This window comes from Alcaligenes sp. PF14, assembly GCF_037150615.1.
In the GTDB taxonomy this organism is placed as follows: Bacteria; Pseudomonadota; Gammaproteobacteria; order Burkholderiales; family Burkholderiaceae_B; genus Alcaligenes; species Alcaligenes phenolicus.
Map to the genome: position 1 here is coordinate 132,856 of NZ_JBAGRS010000002.1, position 19,084 is coordinate 151,939.

Annotated in this window: 15 protein-coding genes and 1 tRNA gene; 10 read left to right on the forward strand and 6 right to left on the reverse strand. The window is 55.5% G+C overall.

The features are described from left to right. Positions 1-52: 52 nt before the first annotated feature. Positions 53-1,369 carry a DUF445 domain-containing protein gene (locus tag WFM49_RS04670; RefSeq protein ID WP_250756958.1) on the forward strand — a complete coding sequence of 439 codons (1,317 nt, stop codon included), beginning with the start codon at positions 53-55 and terminating at the stop codon, positions 1,367-1,369. 164 nt (positions 1,370-1,533) lie between these two features. Here the strand turns inward: WFM49_RS04670 and WFM49_RS04675 are convergent, their stop codons facing one another. After that, positions 1,534-3,189 carry a methyl-accepting chemotaxis protein gene (locus tag WFM49_RS04675; RefSeq protein ID WP_021446811.1) on the reverse strand — a complete coding sequence of 552 codons (1,656 nt, stop codon included), beginning with the start codon at positions 3,187-3,189 and terminating at the stop codon, positions 1,534-1,536. A gap of 286 nt (positions 3,190-3,475) precedes the next feature. Further along, positions 3,476-5,206 (reverse strand): methyl-accepting chemotaxis protein, encoded by a 1,731-nt coding sequence (locus tag WFM49_RS04680; RefSeq protein WP_336971999.1) that lies wholly within the window; start codon positions 5,204-5,206, stop codon positions 3,476-3,478. 405 nt (positions 5,207-5,611) lie between these two features. Between WFM49_RS04680 and WFM49_RS04685 the strand changes: the two genes are divergently transcribed. The 3 genes from WFM49_RS04685 (at position 5,612) to WFM49_RS04695 (ending at position 8,592) form a co-directional block, all read left to right on the forward strand. Beyond that, complete coding sequence (locus WFM49_RS04685) at positions 5,612-6,556, forward strand: NUDIX hydrolase (RefSeq protein ID WP_021446810.1); 945 nt, start codon at positions 5,612-5,614, stop codon at positions 6,554-6,556. A 94-nt stretch (positions 6,557-6,650) separates the two neighbouring features. Further along, positions 6,651-7,550, forward strand: coding sequence for a carboxylating nicotinate-nucleotide diphosphorylase (nadC, locus tag WFM49_RS04690; protein ID WP_009458340.1), 900 nt, complete (start codon positions 6,651-6,653; stop codon positions 7,548-7,550). A 22-nt stretch (positions 7,551-7,572) separates the two neighbouring features. After that, on the forward strand, positions 7,573-8,592 hold the full coding sequence (locus tag WFM49_RS04695) for a tripartite tricarboxylate transporter substrate binding protein (RefSeq protein ID WP_336972493.1): 1,020 nt from the start codon (positions 7,573-7,575) through the stop codon (positions 8,590-8,592). 276 nt (positions 8,593-8,868) lie between these two features. Here the strand turns inward: WFM49_RS04695 and WFM49_RS04700 are convergent, their stop codons facing one another. From WFM49_RS04700 to WFM49_RS04715, 4 genes are all read right to left on the reverse strand, one after another. Then, entirely contained in the window at positions 8,869-9,141 is a 273-nt protein-coding gene (locus tag WFM49_RS04700) for a hypothetical protein (protein ID WP_009458345.1), read from the reverse strand. Positions 9,142-9,411: 270 nt separating this feature from the next. Continuing rightward, positions 9,412-9,954 (reverse strand): (2Fe-2S)-binding protein, encoded by a 543-nt coding sequence (locus tag WFM49_RS04705; RefSeq protein ID WP_009458347.1) that lies wholly within the window; start codon positions 9,952-9,954, stop codon positions 9,412-9,414. Further along, the gene (locus tag WFM49_RS04710) at positions 9,951-12,770 is read right to left on the reverse strand and encodes a xanthine dehydrogenase family protein molybdopterin-binding subunit (RefSeq protein WP_336972004.1); all 2,820 of its coding nucleotides are present in this window, start codon (positions 12,768-12,770) and stop codon (positions 9,951-9,953) included. The genes WFM49_RS04705 and WFM49_RS04710 overlap by 4 nt, the downstream gene beginning before the upstream one ends. Positions 12,771-13,285: 515 nt before the next feature. Beyond that, positions 13,286-14,689 (reverse strand): GntP family permease, encoded by a 1,404-nt coding sequence (locus WFM49_RS04715; RefSeq protein WP_035269147.1) that lies wholly within the window; start codon positions 14,687-14,689, stop codon positions 13,286-13,288. 316 nt (positions 14,690-15,005) lie between these two features. Here WFM49_RS04715 and WFM49_RS04720 point away from each other — a divergent pair. The 6 genes from WFM49_RS04720 to tauC all read left to right on the forward strand — a co-directional run bounded on the left by WFM49_RS04720 (position 15,006) and on the right by tauC (position 19,067). Continuing rightward, a tRNA-Met gene (locus WFM49_RS04720) sits at positions 15,006-15,082 on the forward strand. 91 nt (positions 15,083-15,173) lie between these two features. Continuing rightward, complete coding sequence (locus WFM49_RS04725; protein WP_021446800.1) at positions 15,174-15,683, forward strand: GNAT family N-acetyltransferase; 510 nt, start codon at positions 15,174-15,176, stop codon at positions 15,681-15,683. A 106-nt stretch (positions 15,684-15,789) separates the two neighbouring features. Next, positions 15,790-16,137, forward strand: coding sequence for a hypothetical protein (locus WFM49_RS04730; RefSeq protein WP_009458382.1), 348 nt, complete (start codon positions 15,790-15,792; stop codon positions 16,135-16,137). Positions 16,138-16,370: 233 nt separating this feature from the next. Continuing rightward, positions 16,371-17,369 carry a taurine ABC transporter substrate-binding protein gene (tauA, locus tag WFM49_RS04735; protein WP_336972009.1) on the forward strand — a complete coding sequence of 333 codons (999 nt, stop codon included), beginning with the start codon at positions 16,371-16,373 and terminating at the stop codon, positions 17,367-17,369. Positions 17,370-17,374: 5 nt separating this feature from the next. Next, complete coding sequence (tauB, locus tag WFM49_RS04740; RefSeq protein WP_336972011.1) at positions 17,375-18,160, forward strand: taurine ABC transporter ATP-binding subunit; 786 nt, start codon at positions 17,375-17,377, stop codon at positions 18,158-18,160. Between the two features lie 16 nt (positions 18,161-18,176). After that, positions 18,177-19,067, forward strand: a complete 891-nt coding sequence (gene tauC, locus WFM49_RS04745; RefSeq protein WP_336972013.1) for a taurine ABC transporter permease TauC — start codon at positions 18,177-18,179, stop codon at positions 19,065-19,067. Positions 19,068-19,084: the final 17 nt, after the last annotated feature.

Here is a 19,084-nt window from a genome sequence, read left to right on the forward strand (position 1 = left end):
CACAATAAGAGGTTATTGCATGCGGCTATTGAACTACGCATAGACTGTGGAAATGTCTACATCATCCTCTCGCCCTGACTCGCCCGAACGCCGCCTGCGTCGCATGAAGCGCAGCGCATTGGCTTTGCTGGTGCTGACTATCTGCCTGTTCCTGCTAAGCCACGCCATGATGCGGCAGGGCGAGGCGGCGCCCATTGCCGGATTTTGGCCCTGGTTGCGTGCCTTTAGCGAGGCCGCCACCGTCGGTGCGCTGGCAGACTGGTTTGCCGTCGTGGCCTTGTTCCGCCACCCGCTGGGCCTGCCGTTTCCACATACTGCGATCATTCCCAACAAGAAAAACAGCCTGGGTGAAAGCCTGGGCGTCTTTGTACGCGACCACTTTCTGGACTCCGCCATGTTGCTGGAAAAGCTGCGCAGCCTGGACCCGGCAGCGCGTTTGGGGCAGTGGCTGTCGCAACCTGAACAAAGCGAACGTGTCAGCCGTGCCTTGCAAACCGCCATGGGCGAGGCTCTGCGCCTGCTGGACGAGCGCAGCGTTAAACAAGCACTGACCGATGGCGTACGTGGTTACTTGATGCGGGTGGACATGGCCGGTTCCAGCTCCCAGATTCTGGGCTTGTTGACGCGCAATGCCCGACACCAGCGCCTGCTGGACGAAGTCTTGCAGCAATTGGGTGGCTATTTGTCCAACGAGGCAGTCAAACAGCGTGTGGCTGATGTATTGGTGCGCTACGCTCAGCGGGAGTGGCCCAAGCTGCTGGCCATGGTCGGGGTAGTGACTTCGGTAGACGAGTTATCGGGCAAGATGGCCGACCGTCTGGCGCGGGCTCTGGTGGATGAAGTGCAAACCATTTTGAGCGAGCCCGAGCACCCCTTGCGCAAGGATTACGAGCAATGGGTACACGACTATATCCAGCGCCTGGGTCAGGACCCGGACTTGATGGAGCAGGTAGAGGCGATCAAGCAGCGCTTTTTGCACCATAAAGATGTGGGTGAGTACATTGATGGCGTCTGGACGGATGTGATGCGTGTTGTGCGCAATGATCTGGCCAAAGAGGATTCTTCTGTGGCGGCCCATCTGCGTCAGGTGGCGCAGGATTTGGGGACACGCTTGAATACGGATGCGACGCTGCGTGAAACCTTGAATGAACACATGCTGTCCGCAGCAGCGGGCCTGGCCGAGCAACTACGTGAAGGGGCCAAAGACCATATCTCGCGCACCGTGCGTCAATGGGATGACAGGCAACTGGTGCGCGAGCTGGAGCTGACCGTGGGCACGGATCTGCAATACATACGCTTTAATGGCACGGTGGTGGGCGGTTTGGTTGGCGTAGGCCTGCACGCGATTCTGTTACTGGGTTTGGTCTAAAAAGAGCCTGCCAGATCAGCGTCCTGTCAGCGCCTTGGCCGTGCCTGGAAAACAGGGCAGAGCATTTCTGACCCGAGTGGGCTGAATCCGCTGCCTTATCGAGGCAGGAGTAGGAAGGGGCGGGGCAGCGAGACGCTCAGCGCTTTGCCCCCACGGCTTTCTTATCAGGCAACTTTCAGCAAGGGAACTGGCTCCTGGGTGGCATTCGGGTCGGGGGCGTAGGTAGAACGGCCAGTCGACCCCGTATTCAGAAGCTGGATGGACAGTTTCAGCTCTTGTGCCTGACGGCTGAGCTCATGCACTGTCACTCCCAAATTACGAGCCAGATCGGCGTTGTCATTGGTATCGCTGTCCATGGTGGAGACAGCGTCGTTAATCTGCGCCAAACCGCTGGCTTGCTCATTGGAGGCCGTGGAGATTTCGCTGATCAGATGCGTCACATCGGAGACGGACTGCATGATTTCATCCATGGTAGAACCGGCCCGTTTGGCATGATGGGCGCCGGTTGCCATGCGCTTCAAGGAGTCTTCCACCAGGTTCTTGATTTCCCCGGCGGCCTGCGCACTTTTCTGCGCCAGACTGCGTACTTCACCAGCCACGACCGCAAAACCTTTGCCTGCCTCGCCCGCACGGGCGGATTCCACGGCGGCATTCAGCGCCAGAATATTCGTCTGAAACGCCAGCCCTTCAATAATCGACACAATATCGCCAATGCGCTCGGAGCTATTGTGGATGTCCTGCATGGTGCTGACCATGTCCTGCACCACTTCGCCTCCACGCCTTGCGGTAGACAGGCTCTGGTCGGCCAGCTGATTGGCCAGCCTGGCATTGTCCGCGGTCTGCTGCACATTCATGGTCAACTGCTCCATATTCGCGGCCGTGCGCTGCAAGGAGCCGGATTGGGCGGCGGTACGGTGGGATAACTGGCGGTTGCCGTCCTCAATTTGTGTGGACACATCCAGCGAGGCCTGTATGCCCTGATGCACATCGCGGGCAAGGCTCAGCAGGCTCTTGCGCATCATGTCCATATAGAAATACAGCTGTGCAATTTCCTGGCTACGGGTGTGTTGCGGGTTCAGGTCGATCAGCAGATTGCCCGTCGCAATTTGTTGAGCAATATGGGTGGCACTGTGCAGGGGCTGCATCATGCGCTGGGTCACGATCCAGCCGTAGGCCAAGGTGGCCAGACTGAGCACCCCCAGCGAGGCCAGCCCGGCGGTCAGATAGGTGCCGGATGCGCCGCTGCCCAATAGCAAACCGACGCTCAAGGTCACCAGGCTGCCCGTCAGAATCCCGAAGCGCAGCAAGCTGGCGCGCAGGCTGCGGTTCAAGGGTTGGAGCAGGGTGTTCAGGGCAGAGCGCCAGCCTCTGGCCTGCAACTGACCTTCATGCAGACGAAAGCCGCGCAACCCTTGCTGCTGGATGGAGTGGTACAGATATTCTGCTTCCTTGATCTCTTTGGGCTGGGCGCGTACCCGTACCGAGGCATAGCCATTGACGCGGCCATTCTCTATTAAAGGAATGACGCGGGCCTTCACCCAGTAAAAGCCGCCGTCTTTGCGGCGGTTCTTGATCAGCCCCGACCAGGATCGTTGTTGCTTGAGGGTCTGCCATAAATCCTGAAAAATCACGGCCGGCATGTGGGGGTGACGCACGATATTGTGGGGTGCCCCGATCAGCTCATCATGGCTGTAGCCGCTAACCTCGATAAAGACCGGATTGGCGTAGATGATGCGCCCCTTCAGGTCTGTTTTGGAGATTAAATAGGTTTTTTCGGGTACCTGTGTTTCATGAGACGTAATGGCTTGGTTTTCACGCATGATCTGGCCCTGTTAAAGACGTAGGCGGAAAAGGACAGATCATTATGTTTCATATTGACTCAATTTTGTTACCTGGTATTTGCATTAGAGTCTAAATGTGTCAATGTAATGACAAGCAGAATCCAGGGTTTCAGAGCAAGGTTACAGTGGTCTACTTCCTTGATTTTATTATTAATTATTATTTTCAAGTATTCCGGGTATCAAAACCGATCCCGGAATTATTGTTTTGTCTAGCTGTCAGTTTTATCAGGATCAGCAGAGCCGCTGCCGATCCTGATTTTATGGTTTAGCGACGAATCGCTTCCAGGCGGGCGTTCGCTGTTTTGGCACTTTGAACCTGAAAGGGCTGCGTGTTCTGGTAGGACAGTACCTGCATGGTGGTAGCCTTGCTCAACTGAGCCAAAGCAGGAGCACTTTGGTTGGAATCGACAGAGCCGGTATTCAAGGCCTTGATGGCATCGGCCAGCTCGGAGGCTTCGGAGGCCAGGTCGCTCATGGTGTTGCCCAGATCCTGTACCAGGGCGGCATTCTGCTGGGTGACTCCATCCATCTTGGCCATAGCCTCGTTGATCTGATCCAGACCGCTGGCCTGCTCGATCGACGCGGTGGAGATCTCGCCAATAATATCCGTGACACGTTTTACCGAGTCCACGACCTCACCCATGGTGGCGCCCGCGCGGGCAGCTTGTTCGGCACCCACGGCCATACGGCTTACCGAGGCATCAATCAGGTTCTTGATCTCTCCAGCAGCTTGGGAACTCTTCTGGGCCAGACTGCGCACTTCACCAGCCACCACGGCAAAGCCACGACCAGCTTCACCGGCGCGGGCCGACTCCACCGCCGCGTTCAGTGCCAGAATATTGGTCTGGAAGGCAATGCCTTCAATGACGGTGACGATATCGCCAATGCGGCGCGAGCTGTCGTGAATGCCTTGCATGGTCTGTACCACTTCATTGACCACTTCGCCGCCACGCTGAGCAATCTGCATACTGGCATCGGCCAACTGGCTGGCCTGATTGGCGTTATCTGCGTTCTGACGCACGGTTACCGTCAGTTCTTCCATGCTGGCGGCGGTTTCCTGCAAGGACGCAGCCTGATCTTCGGTGCGTGATGCCAGATTGGTATTGTTGACTTCCAGAATGCGGGCCGCATGGATAGAGGCATCAATCCCGGTGCGTGCATCACTGGCAATCCCCACCAGACTCTTGCGCATCAAATCCAGACAGAAGTAGAGCTGGCCAATTTCCGAATTGCTTTCGCTGGAGTTGATGTCAATATCCAGCTGCAAGTTGCCGGTGGCAATTTGCTGGGCGATCAGGGAGGCCTGGTCCAGAGGGCGGATCACACGCTGGGCAATCAGCCAGCCGTAACCCATCATCACGGCACTGGCCAGACACAAGCCACCTGTCAGCCACAAACCCGAGCCTTGAGGTACGCCCCCCGTCAGGGCGAAGTACAAGGCGGTGCCGGTCGTGGCCAGAGCCAGGGTGCCCATACGGAACAGGCTGGCACGCAAGGAGTTGCTGAAAGGGCGGCGCAACTGACTCAAGGCCTTGCGCCAACCGGTAGGCACAGCACGGCCTTCATGCAGGCGTACACCTTTGGCGCGGCCTTCATTAATGGCGGCGTACAGGCTTTCGGCCTCGTCGATTTGTTCCTGGCTGGGTTTTACGCGTACCGAAGCATAGCCAGCGACGGTGCCATTTTCGTAAATAGGCACCGCCATGGCGTACACCCAGTAAAAACCGCCGTCCTTGCGGCGATTCTTTACCACGCCCATCCAGGGGCGCTTGCTTTGCAAGGTATCCCAGAAATCCTGGAAAGCCTCGGGGGGCATGTCGGGGTGGCGGACCAGGTTATGGGCCTTGCCGATCAGCTCCTCACGGGTGAAGCCACTGATCGCAATAAAGGCTGCATTCGCGTAGGTGATCCGACCTTTCAGGTCAGTTTTTGAAATAAGGTACTGATCGGCCCGGACGCGAACCTCGTCCTGGGTAATGGGGAAATTCTTACGCATTCATCATCCTGGAGGAGAACAACAAAGGGGACGCGGGGGGCCGTCAAGCCCGCATGGGCCATGCAAAAACGGGGCATAGGCTTCTGTCTGTCCGTGATCGACCTGAATTGTCAGAAACCTTCTATTTTTGCGAATGGCGGAGCAGAACAAAGCGTGAAACTGTTGTCTGATCCGGCCTCTGACTGAGCGCTTGCTTGTCATTTATGGCAAACACATACAGTTCAAACGCTTAACGGCAGGCAGGCGAATTTCTTTAGGCTTAGATGTTCATGGGTCATAATTTGAGCATCTGAAAATAAGGTACCCACTGTAATTTCGGATAGCGTCCCTGCCGCCCGCCGGAGCAGGGCGGGCCTCGCTTATAATCCGCCAGATGCGCGCTGGCGCGATTCAGAAGGAGAATATGTGATCGATACGCAGGAACCTGTAGTCAGTGCTGAGCTGGTGGCTGTTTTAGTGGCTGTCACCGATGGTGAGCCTCGTGTCTTGACCACGGATGCCGGGCAGGCCTTGCCCGCCGGACCGTTTCAGCACACGCACCGTTCTTTGCAAACGGGGCTGCGCGATTGGGTGGAAACCCAAACCCATCACCCGGTGGGGTATGTGGAGCAGCTGTATACCTTTGCAGACAGGGATCGTTTTGACGCGCAGGGCACGCGTATTGTGTCGGTCAGCTATGTCGGGCTGACGCGTGAAGTTGGCCAGCCGGATGTAGCCCAGGTGATCTGGCAGGACTGCTACCGTTACTTCCCGTGGGAAGACCGACGCGATGGTGCACCGGACATTATTCAGAAAACCATCGTGCCTGCCTTGCTGGACTGGTGCGAGCAGGACGAATCCTTGCGGGCCTTGCGCCGCCAGCGCGTCAATTACAGTTTTGGCCTGGAAGGGGCGATCTGGAACGAGGACTTTGTTTTGCAGCGTTACGAGCTGCTGTATGAAGCGGGCTTGTTGCCCGAGTCCTGTCGCCGTCGCCAGCGTGAACAGCAAGAGCTGGGCAAGCATTACGAGCTGGGTCTGGGCATGCGTCACGATCATCGCCGTATTCTGGCCACTGGCTTGGCACGTCTACGCGCCAAAATCAAATACCGTCCTGTTGTGTTTGAACTGATGCCGCCAGAATTCACCTTGCTGCAATTGCAGCAGGCCGTGGAAGCCTTGGCAGGGCGGGGACTGCATAAGCAGAACTTTCGCCGTTTGATTGAACAGCAAGCCCTGGTGGAAGAAACCGGCGCCATGAGTGTGGGTGGTTCAGGCCGACCCGCCAAATTGTTTCGCTTTCGTGGAGACGTTTTGTTTGAACGGGCCATCTCGGGCAGTAAATTGCCGCTGGCAAAACAAGCGCGTTAAAAAGCGGGCCTATGGCTTGACAGTGCTTATGCTCAGGAATAGCATAAATGCACCGTGCCATTAGGCCTTATTTTTAGCGATTTAAATACTCATAATGAGCATAATTAACGCCTCCGAGCCGACAGCGCAAGCTGCAGAGACACGAGCTCACCGTATTCCTTCCTTGCCCGACGTCATCCTGGAACCCTTGGTGCGCGCCACCTTGCAAGAAGACTTGGGTCGCGCTGGTGATCTGACGACGGATTCCATCGTTCCCGCAGCAACGCGCACGCAAATGCGCCTGGTGGCCCGCGAGGAAGGTGTGTTGGCTGGCCTGGATCTGGCTCGTCTGGCCTTTACCTTGCTGGACCCTACGCTGCGCTTCGAGGCCCAACTGCAAGATGGCGATGTCCTGACTCCGGGGGCGCAGATTGCGGTCATTAGCGGCTCGGCCCGTTCCATGCTGACGGCAGAGCGCTGCGCCTTGAATTTCCTGGGGCATTTAAGTGGCGTGGCATCGGCAACTGCCTCCATTGCCCGCGCGATTGCGCCCTACGGCACGAAAGTCACTTGCACCCGTAAAACCATGCCCGGTCTGCGCGCTGTGCAGAAATACGCAGTTCGAGTCGGGGGCGGCAGCAACCATCGCTTTGGTCTGGATGACGCGGTACTGATTAAAGATAACCACATTGCCGTTGCCGGGGGCGTCAAAGCCGCGGTGGAAGCAGCCCGTGCCTATATTGGCCATCTGGTTTGCATTGAGGTGGAAGTCGATACCCTGGAGCAGCTGGATGAAGTGCTGGAACTGGGTGTGGACAGCATTCTTCTGGACAATATGGACACCGCAACCTTGACCGAGGCCGTGGCCCGCGTCGCAGGCCGAGCCAAAACAGAAGCCTCTGGTCGTATCACTCCGGAAACAGCCGTAGAAATAGCCCGTTGCGGTGTAGACCGAATCGCAGTGGGCTGGATTACGCACAGTGCCCGTGTGCTGGATATTGGTCTGGATGCTTGAGTAGAGAAACGTGTTAGCTGTAATGGCGGGTTTTCAGGTGGGGAAGCGGGCGGCAGCAGCCGCCTTGCTGGGAATGGTGGCGCTAGGCTTGGGTAATCCAGCGGCGCAGGCAAGGGAGGTGGCAGCCGAGCAGGCTGTGACATATCCCCTCAAGCCGATTACCGTGATCGTCACCTTTCCGCCTGGCGGCGGGACCGACTTGCTGGCCCGCAAACTGGGCCCCAGGCTGGAAAGGGCGCTGGGCCAACCCGTTATTATCGACAACCGACCTGGTGCCAGCGGCAATATTGGTGCGCGGGCGGTAGCTTATGCCCGCGCTGACGGCTACACCTTGCTGATGGCCAATAGCTCTTTCGCTATCAATCCTGGCGTATTTCGTAACCTGGGCTTCAAACCCAAAGAAGACTTTGCGCCGATTGCGAATATAGGATTTGTGCCCTCCGTGATCGTGACCGGACACGGCTCGGATATTCAGAATCTGGAACAAGTTCTGGAGCAGCAGTCCGAACCGGCCTTGGCTTATGCGTCCTGCGGAAATGGCACTCCTCAGCATCTGGCCGGAGAGATGCTCTATGACTTGCGAGGCACGGCCTTGCTGCATATCCCGTATCGCGGCTGCGGCCCCGCTTTGAACGATGTGGTCGCGGGCCAGGTGCCTTTAGGCATTGTGACCTTGTCCAGCGCGGCTACCTTGATCGAGTCCGGACACTTGCGCGCCCTGGCCGTCACCTCTGCCCAACGCAGCCCCGTTCTGCCTAAAGTGCCAACCGTGGCTGAAGTCAGTCATAGTGATTTCGAGCTGGACCAATGGCACGGCCTGTTGGCCCCGTCTCACACGCCTGAACACATTATCAATACGCTGAACCGCGTCGTGCAAAAAGCCCTGACGGACCCGGCCATGCAATCGCAGTTGCTGGCATTGGGTTATACGCCGCAAGAAGGCAATGAATCAGCACAAGCCAGTGGCTTCAAGGCCATGATCTGGAACGACATCGACCGATTTGGGGCCTTGGCCTACAAGATTGGTTTGCAGGTGGATTAGGGCGGGTAGGGCCCTGCTTTGCGGACTGGTTGACTCCTGGAACGCCAGCGACGGGTTTTCCTCTGATAATGTTCCGGCATCCGAATGCATCAGATCATGCGACAATATGCCCAGTTTCTATATGAATCTTATTGGTCCCTCAGACAGTTTGAGGCCCAGGCAGCGGTTTGGGCTTACCTGGGCCAATATCTATAGAGAGGCGAGGGGCCGATAGCTGAGCTTGTGTCTGTCTAACAGTCAGTCGATTGTGAACTGACAGACAAGCCCAGCTTCTATTTAGAAGAAGCTGTCTTCACTGGGCGCCTCAGGAACAGGCTGGGTCGCAAACCAGTGTTTTTCCAGTAGCAGGGTATGCGTCAAACCATCCTTGCTGCAGTTGGAATCGATCTCGATCTGGCCGCGCTGGCTGCCGCCCGCATTGAAATTATCGGCCTCTACTTCGGCAGCGGCGATATAAGCCTGCAGGTTCAGATCAGGCTGACCACGATCCAGAACAAACTGACGAATCGCTTCAGTGCCTAACTCGTTAAGGGTGTAGGTGTAGTTCATGGTGTGCTCCTGATAGAGGGCCTTGAGAATATGCGGCCATAGATCCAAATCCTAGCACAGGGTAAAAGGAGCCGTGTGCATCGAGGCACTGTACTGCGCGATGTAAGCCCTCCATCTAGCTAACCATGTGACACGAGCAGACAGATGGCGTTGCAACGGAAGGCGTACTGTCGAGTACTCGAACGCCTCGATACCAGCGTGGCTGAGCCCAGAGTTTTGCCGTGCAGTTGCCAGGGGATCACCAGCTAGATCCCCCGCAGCCTTTGTGACTTAACTGACCATGCCTGGAGTGGCGAGAATCAGATCCCTCATTGCTTGGTGGTAACGGACATAGCCGGTACAGCGGCAGATATGGTTTTGTAAACCTTCCGATACTTTGGCTTCAACTTGTTCACGTGAAACGGGCTGCTTTTGCAGGGACTCGTACAGCACAATTCCTGCATTTACAAAGCCGGGGGTGCAGTAACCACACTGAAAGGCAAAGTGCTCCAAAAAGGCTTGTTGTACAGGGTGCAGTTGCGTGACCTTGTCCTGTGCATCCCGCTGGGCATGGGCCTCGATCGTGCGTATTTTTTTGCCCTCAAAGTAACTGGCTGGTGTGATGCACGTTTGTATCTCTTCGCTACGTCCGTCCGGGTGATCCACGATGACAACACAAGCATGGCAAATCCCCATTCCGCAGCCTAAATGCGTGCCGGTCAGCCCTGCATGCTCATGCAGAAAGTCGATCATGGGCAGATCTGGGCTGACGTCCATTGTTTGCAAGTCCACCCGATTAATGTTGAGGTGTAAGGTCTTAGTGGGGCTGCTCATGCCAAGCGCTCCTTGATTTTTTCTGCGGTCACAGGCAGTTCACGAAAGAACTGTCCTGTAGCGTGGTTAACACCGCTGACAGCGGCAGCAATGATGGGGATCATCACCACTTCGGCAATTCCCTTGGGAGAGTCCGTCTCGGAAATCTGGTCCAGTAGTTCGAAACTGGTGTTCCAGACGGCCACATCCTTGGCGCGAGGTAGGCGATAGCGGTGAAAATTCCAGGAGCCATCGCCGGGGCCACCTTCGTGCAGCGGTAGATCCTCGAACCAGGCTTGACCCAATCCCATGGCTAACCCCCCCTCGGCCTGACTCATGACTAGTTGGGGCACGATGGGCTTGCCGCAGTCGATCCACGTATGTGCTGACAATAAGGTCTGTTCACCACTTTTGCTGTCGATCTCCACTTCCGTTAACACGCCAACGGCGGAGTAATACAGGTAACCGCCTCGACGACGTGACACAGGCGGGTAGCTGATATTGCGACGCTCCAGTCGCTGATAGCCATTATGCGCCTTGGCCTGTTCGGTCCTGGTGCCTGCTCCATGGCGCAGTGCCAGCCCATCCAGCGGTAGTCGCAGGTTTTGGCCAGCTACCTCAAAGTCGGCCTCGGCCCACTGGTAGCGGTTAAACGCATGCAGCACAACACCAGTAACCAATTCCAGCTCGTGGGCGCGCTTGGCCAGTTGTGGCAGTGTGAGGGGTTCCAGACCTCCGGTGCTGAGCAGGCCATCGTCGGTCCAGCTGGCGTCCTCAGGGCGTACGGTCAAGGGGGCGATTTGACCACCACCGTAACCTTCCCCCCAGATGGACAGTGCGGCTGGCCATAGTCCATACAGAAACAGCAAGCGAGCCGCTTCCGAGGTGCCGTGAGAACCAAAGTAGGAGGAGCTGCTGGCGTAGGAGCCGGAGGATAGAACCGGTGTCCAGCGTGGATTGGTTTGATGTTTGTCTTGATCAGGCTGTTTTAAGGTGTAGGGGTTGTGAGTAGCCTGCATATCCAGCTCGGGCCAGTCAAGATGTGAAGCCTTTACCGTGTGGGCAGCGCGGCCAACCCACTTGGCACAGATCACTGCTTGGGACGTTGCCGAGCCCGTACCAATTTCTACCGTAGAGGTGCGAAGGTGGACTTGCCCTTGCTCATCAATTTCGATACCAGAATGGTCTCCTTGCGCACCGGTGCCATAGTTTTTCATAACGCAGGCAAAGCCCACGCCATACAGCTTGCCTGGGTTACTGGCTTCAAACTCTTTCTTTTTCTTGTCCCGCCCGGTCCACAATGGATGTTGATGTGCTTTTTCTAAAATCTCCCTGGCACGCAGGGAGCCCGCCGGAATCCCTCCTTCCATATTTTTCTGACCGCTGCGCATGACGTTCTTGAGGCGTAATTCGATGGGGTCCATGTTCAGGCGAGCGGCTGCTTCGTCCAACATCAGTTCCATGGCAGTCATGGTCTGTCCCTTGCCATAACCACGCATGGAGCCGGCCTCCACCGCGCGCGAGGCCAGTGCAATTCCCCAGGAGTCGCTCTTGGGCAGATAGTAAATACCCTGTGCGCTTTGTGCACCGCCTGTGGTGACCGCCCAGCTGCACGTAGCCCTGCCTCCACCGTCCGTTATGCTAAAGCTCTGGTACTGCATGATCTTGCCGCTCTTTCTGTCGATAGCAATGCGGTTGTTCATGCGGTTGGAGTGTCGTTTTTGACCAGCTTGAAACTGCTCAAAGCGGTCATTGGCTAGCCGTACGGGCATATTGTCTGCAAACAGGGCAGCAACAACTCCGTAGTGGTTGAAAGCGCTGTGCTCCTTGACCCCGTAACCTGTGGCCGTACAGGGGTGGACAATGATGTTCTCCAAACCAAATTGGGATGCGGCCACTATGCCCGCAGCTTCTGCACCATCCGCCCCCGGGGTTTGGGAGCCGACCACCATTTGCAGCTCTTTGTTTTTGTTGTCATACCAGCAATTGATGCACTCCGGTTCTAAAGGGGCGCCGTCGATCGATTGGGAGTAGTACTCACCATCGAACACGAGCCAGTCATCAGGCGCTTGGTCGAAACGTTCTTGCATCGCTTCGCTCAAGGCGATGGCCTTCGCTGTATTGGTGTTTCCCTTGCTGGACGGCCATACAGGTGAGTTTCCCTGAATTTTTTCCGGAAACACGACTCCGTCCTTCATGCTGGAGAATATATCGTCGGCCCCTGGAGTATCGCCCTCCACACGGATATAGCGTGCCCCACCATAGGCATCTATTTCCCTGAAGCCTGTCTTGTCTCCATACTTCAGCACGGCGGATCTCTTGCTGGCATTTTTAGCGCGGCGGTAGCGATCAAAGTCTTTGTAGATCAAGATGGCGACCGGGTGCCCTAAAAAGCGTGCCGTCTTACCGGTGGCCAGTAGCATCTCGTCGTTGTAGTAGTCAGGCAGTTCCAGTTGTGCCTTGGCGAGGTCCTGGGCCTGGATCAATATATCGGGCTGTAGGTCGGCACCTAGCGCTTCCAGGTCCAGGCCGATGTAACGATGATCAGCTTGAGCGGCGCGCAGGATAAAGGCGTGAGCCTGATGCTCTGGCCAACCGGGCATATCTTTGGCGCGAATATCACGTACAAAAAATTTGCTGCCGGTGACTTGTCGCGTACCGTCAATCTTGAAGGGTACTTGTCGCTCTACGCTATTCCAGGGCGTAGGGCGGGAGTCGTGTTCTCCCAGAAGTGTGGCCTGTGCTGCCTTGGGTATAAAAGGCGCCATATAAATGGATACGCCGGATACGACACTAAACTTCAGGAACTGTCGCCGATTAAAAGGCGCTGTGCTCATGCAGGACCTCCGGATAATAAAAGATACGTCGCGATATTGAGAGCAACATTCCGCCTTCAGATGCGTAGTCGTACAGCATCGTTGAGCGTGGCTGATGATGGGGACGTGTCAGAACCCGAAGTTGGGCTTTTGGCCAAATTTCATATGTGTGTCTCCGAATCTTCGTATCAGGTAGGACCTCGCCTCGCCTTTTTTGTAGATGGCGTAGCGGGACCTGATTATTTTTAGTTAGCTGGCTAGCTTCATAGGCATGAAGCATTTCTGATAGTGGCGGAGAATATCTGAAAATAGCGTGATAATGGTTATATTGTTTATGTTATGTTGATTTTTATTGTTGTAAATCAGTTGCTTATGGAAGCGCTTGTTGTTGCTGGTGTTTCTACTTAGGCAGGTTTAAATGGTTCTTGGGTGTGGTTTTAACGTCCTGACTCTACGGTCCTGGTGTGTCGGCTGTCTCCATGTGGACTAAAAAGCCAGCCCGATGGGCTGGCTCGATGCACTGATAAGAAGAAAATCTAGAAGCTGCCAAAAATCGTACCCAACGTAATCACGGTGATCAGCGCAAAGATAGGAGCAGCCATTGTCACCATGGCGATATTGCCATAGGACTGACGGTGGTTCAGCTTGCAGATGGACAGCAAGGTAATGATCGCGCCGCAATGGGGCAGGGTATCCAGACCGCCCGCTGCCATCACCGCCACTCGGTGCAGCAGTTCAGGGCTGATGCCAGCTTGCTGAGCCATCGCCAAATAATCCGAACCCAACGTCTGCAAGGCAATACTCAAACCACCTGAAGACGAGCCTGTAATCCCGGCCAATGTCGTCATGGCGACTGCTTCCGAGATCAGTGGATTGCCAGGAGCCACGTTCAACACAAAGTCCCGAATAATCGCAAAGCCTGCCAGGCTGGCAATTACCGCGCCGTAACCAACTTCAGAGGCGGTATTGAACAACGGCAGCATGAAACCAAATACGCCTTTATTGATGCTCTCGCGCAGACTCTTCCAGTGACCCAAGCGGCTGATGATCAGCACCAGGTTCGCGGTAATCAAGGCAATAATCAGCGCCCACAGACCCGTAATCTTGGCAGGATCAACCTGAGGGAAGCGCTCGGCCATGAACTCGAAGTTCGTGCCGGGGAAAATCCCATAAGTGAACAAGGCATTGACGCCAATCACCAGAATCAGCGGCAAGATAGCCAGGAAGATAGGCATGGGTTTCTGACCATGCGTACTGTGATCGTCGCTGGCATCAAAATGATCCTGACCGTGGTCGCCATAGCCTTCGCCATTCGCAATAGCTTTGCGCGCACGCGACTGCAGCCACCACAAGCCACCCAAAGCCATGATCAAACCACCAATAATCCCCAGCCCCGGTGCAGCAAACACGTTAGTGCCGTAATAAGGAATAGGAATCGCGTTCTGAATGGCAGGCGTGCCAGGCAGAGCCGTCATGGTGAAGGTAAAGGAGCCCAAAGCAATCGACGCGGGAATCAGACGCTTGGGGATGCCTGCGGCGCGAAACAGATCCTTGGCGATCGGATAGATGGCAAAGGCCACCACGAACAAGGACACACCACCATAAGTCAGTACGCCGCACACCATCACAATGGTGGCAATAGCATGACGATGTCCCAGCTTGCGTGTAATCCACTGAGCAATCGCCTGAGCCGCACCGGAGTCCGCCATCAACTGACCAAACAAGGCACCTAACAAGAAGATGGGCAAGAACTGAAGCACATAGCCGCTAAGCGCGCTCATGAAGGTGGATGTGTAGATGGGCAACAAAAACCCGGAGTCCCCCGAGAGCAGCACAGCCAGGGCGGCCATCAAGGGAGCCAGCAACAGAACCGTCACCCCCCGATAAGCGAAGAACATCAGCAGCAAAAGCGAGACAACAATAGCAAGCGTACTGGCCATAAACAAAGTTCCTGTGGAAAGTCCGGATCACGGACGTCAGTCAATTAACAAGGACGGATCAAACGCCAAGCAGGCAGTGTAGCAATAGGGGATGACAAACAGGCTTGATAGGGCGCAAGGAGGAGGAGTAGCAGGGAATGGCTGGTCTGTTTACTTTTTGTATCATTTGGTTGAGTGATCGAAGCAGGCGTTGAAGAAGGGAAGCTCAATGAATACAAGGGCTTAGCGTTTTCATAGGAGAGAATCATCAAAAAGATGAAAAAAGATCGAGATAAGTGCTTGCTAAAAGACGAAACCTTGCTATAATTTCTTCTTCGGCGCATTAGCTCAGCAGGTTAGAGCGACGGAATCATAATCCGCAGGTCCCCTGTTCGAATCAGGGATGCGCCACCAAGATAAAGAAAACGGCCCACAGCAATGTGGGCCGTTTTTTATTGCTCGTCGGGATGATGGAAAGCCGTCGGTGTTTACTTATACTGGGCTCATGACAAAACTCATCATCCGCCCCGAGACTTTGGCTGATTTTGCTGCCATCGAGACCGTTACAGAGGCTGCGTTTCGTGATGCGCCTCATACGAGCCACAACGAACAGTTTATTCTTGCTGCCTTGCGCGATGCGGGAGCATTAAGCGTTTCCCTGGTTGCGGAGCAGGGTGGCTTCCTTCTTGGGCATGTCGCCGTGTCACCCGTTTCCATCTCCGATGGCACCTCAGGGTGGTTTGGGATTGGCCCTGTCTCTGTGATCCCAAGGCTTCAGGGCCGTGGTATCGGGTCGCAGTTGATGCGTGAGGCCTTGGGGAGGCTTGCCGAGCAGGGTGCAGCGGGCTGCGTTGTTCTTGGTGACCCATCCTACTATCAACGATTCGGATTCAAACCTGAAGCCAGGCTTGTGTTGCCGGGCGTCCCTCCTGAGTACTTCATGGCCATGTCCTTCGGGCAAGTTGTGCCAGCCGGTACGGTTACTTACCACCCGGCATTTAGCACGCCGGTTTGATGTTGGCGATTAGGCCGAGCAAGGCGTTCAGGATGGTTTAGTTTTATTAAAGACGGTAGCCTTGCCATAGTTTGCTGTGTTTCTTGTCCAACTCAAGGTTAGGCTCATGAACTTATTCAAACGTGCTGGAGCCCTTGCGCTGTTCGTACCCGTCCCGGCTTTGGCGTCCGATGGTTTGCTGACCCTGGTTGCTGGAATTCCTGTTCTGCTTGTGGCGACCATTGTTTTTGCCGTGCTGCTGGCAATACGGTCTCGCAACCTCATCAAGACGCTGGCGACGATCCTGTTTGTCCCAACCTTGCTATTCGGCCTTTACAGCGCCTTGGATGCGGTCACCCTGTTGCGCGATTTTGGGACGGAGAACTTCAGCATTGGCCTTGCTTTCTTTGCGCTATTGGTGCTGGTTTGCGTGTTGTTCTTCCTGATCGTTCGTGGGCAGTCAAAGACACGCTAGCGGCTAGATGATGGGCTTTGTTTTGACCTTGTCCTTGCATATAAGGGGGGCAATTCTGTTGAGGCAGAGTTAGAGGCTTTTGAGCTGGTTTATCGCCCGTTCGTCTTTACACCTCATAAATTCGCGCACTAACAATAAGCGAAATCGGTCTTTTGACCCTCAAGTTCTTTTGTCTATTCTGATTCCTCGACCTAAGGGCTTATCAAGCCGCCACCATCATCGAGGAATGCTTCATGTCGTTGACGAAAACTCTGCAGCATCTGGGCCTGGCCTTGGCGGCCAGCGTCGTATCTCTAAGCGCGCAGGCCACCAGCCTGACCGTTGCTTATCAGACCATTCCCACTCCATCCAATGTGCCTCAGGCCGATGGCGTTTATGAAAAAGAAACGGGCGCGAAAATCGACTGGCGTAAGTTTGATGGTGGGGCAGAGGTCATCAATGCTGTCGCTTCGGGTGATGTGCAGATTGCCTATTTAGGCTCCAGCCCTTTGGCCGCTGCGGCCAGTCGCAAGCTTCCTATCGAGACATTCCTGATTGCTGCTGAGCTGGGTACCAGCGAAGAGCTGGTGGTGCGTAACGGTTCGGGTATTCAGGCTCCGCAAGATCTCATCGGCAAGACGATTGCCACGCCTTTTGTATCGACCAGTCATTACAGTCTGCTGGCTGCGCTCAAGCATTGGAAAATTGATCCCAAGCAGGTCAATATCATCAATCTGACGCCGGCCAATATCGTAGCAGCCTGGGCTCGTGGTGATATTGATGGTGCTTATACGTGGGACCCGGCCTTGAGCAAGGCCAAGGAAAGCGGCAAGGTGCTGATCAGTTCAGGGGAACTGGCCAAGCTGGGTGCTCCGACTTTTGATGTGTGGTTAGTGCGCAAGGATTTTGCGGAAAAACATCCGGATATTGTGTCGGCTTTTGCGCGTGTCACCTTGGCTGCGTACGAGGGCTATACGCATGATCCTGCTGCCTGGGTAGCCAATGCAGATCACATCAACAAGCTGTCCCGCTTGACTGGTGCGACGCCTCAAGAAATTCCCAATGTTCTGGCTGGCAGCGGCTTTTTATCTGCGGCTGATCAAATCAAAACTTTAGGTCAGCCCACTGCCAAGGCCTTGGCCGATACCTCTGCCTTCCTGAAAGAGCAGGGCCGTATCGACGAGGTCTTGCCTGATTACGCCGCTTATACCACCAGCAAATATGTCGAGGCGGCTGCCTCGCTGGCCAGGTAAATCTGATGGCGCAGTTAACACTGAATCACGTCAGCGCACGTTATCCCGGTGCCGATCATTTGGCGCTGCGAGATGTGTCGCTGCAATTGGGGTCGGGGCAGTTGGTGGTGGTTCTGGGGCCTTCGGGAAGTGGCAAGACTACCTTGTTGAATCTGATTGCGGGCTTCACCTTGCCTAGCGCTGGAACGATTACCTTGGATGGCGAACCTGTGCGCGGCCCTGGAGCTGATCGCGGTGTGGTGTTCCAGGACGACGCCTTGCTGCCTTGGCAGACGGTTCTGGAGAACGTGGCTTTTGGTTTGACGCTGCTGGGGGAGTCCAAGGAGCAGCGGCAGGCTGTGGCTCGTCATCACTTGGCTCTGGTAGGGCTGGAGGGCTTGGAGCAGCGCCGTATCTGGCAATTGTCTGGTGGTCAGAAGCAGCGGGTGGGTATTGCTCGTGCTCTGGCGGCGGACCCGCGTGTGCTCTTGCTGGATGAGCCTTTTGGGGCGCTGGATGCCTTTACCCGAGAGCAGGCCCAGACGCTTTTGTTGAATGTCTGGCAACGCAGTGCCAAACCAGTTTTTCTGATTACTCACGATATTGAAGAAGCTGTCTTTCTAGCTACCGATCTGATCATTTTGGGTGGTACCCCTGGGCATGTGGTGGAGCGTTTGGTGCTGGATTTTGGGCGACGTTATACCGATGGGCAGCCGGTGCGTCAGGTGAAGTCCTCACCAGAGTTCATCGCGGCGCGAGAACGTGTGCTGGAGCATGTGTTCTCGGCGCATCCTGTTGCGGCTTCGTCCTGAATTTAGGAGATTGTTCATGAAATTCTCTGCCGCTGGCGAAGTTCTGCAAGCAGGCGATATCGCAGGTTTGTCGGGCGCTTCGTCTTTAAGTGTGGGCAGCGATTCCAAGCCTAATCAATCAGCGTCCACTAAACCTCGGCAAACGTCTATTGCCGTGATCAGTTTGCTCACTTTAAGTGGGGTGTTGTTCTTGTGGTGGGCCCTTACCGAGTGGGGCTATGTGGACCCGCTGTTCCTGCCTTCACCCCAGGCTGTGCTGAGCCGTGTTTCTCGTTTGTTCTCGGTGGGCTATATGGATGCCACGGTGCTGCAGCATTTGGCGGCCAGTTTGTGGCGGATTAGCTTGGCATTGTTTGCCGCTGTCTTATTAGCAATTCCTACAGGTATCGCCATTGGTCGTAATCGCATTGCCCAAGGCATTCTGGACCCTTTGATTGAATTCTATCGCCCGATTCCTCCGCTGGCGTATTTGCCGCTGATCGTGATCTGGTTTGGAATTGGTGAGTTGTCCAAAGTGCTGCTGATTTATCTGGCGATTTTTGCGCCGATCACGATTGCGACGGCTGGCGGGGTGCGTAATGTGGATCCGGTGAAACTGCGTGCGGCTCAATCTCTGGGGGCGACGCGTGCTCAGTTGCTGCGTTACATCATTATCCCCAGTGCCTTGCCTGATATTTTGACGGGCTTGCGCATCGGTTTGGGAGTGGGGTGGTCAACCCTTGTGGCTTCGGAGCTGGTTGCTGCCACGCGTGGTTTGGGATTTATGGTTCAGTCAGCAGGGCAGTTTCTGGCAACTGACGTGGTGATGGCGGGGATTCTGCTTATTGCCTTGGTGGCGTTTGTGCTTGAAATCGGTTTGCGTCGATTGCAGGCCAAGCTTGTTCCGTGGCACGGGCAAGCGCGTTAGCAGCTGGGATGTGATTG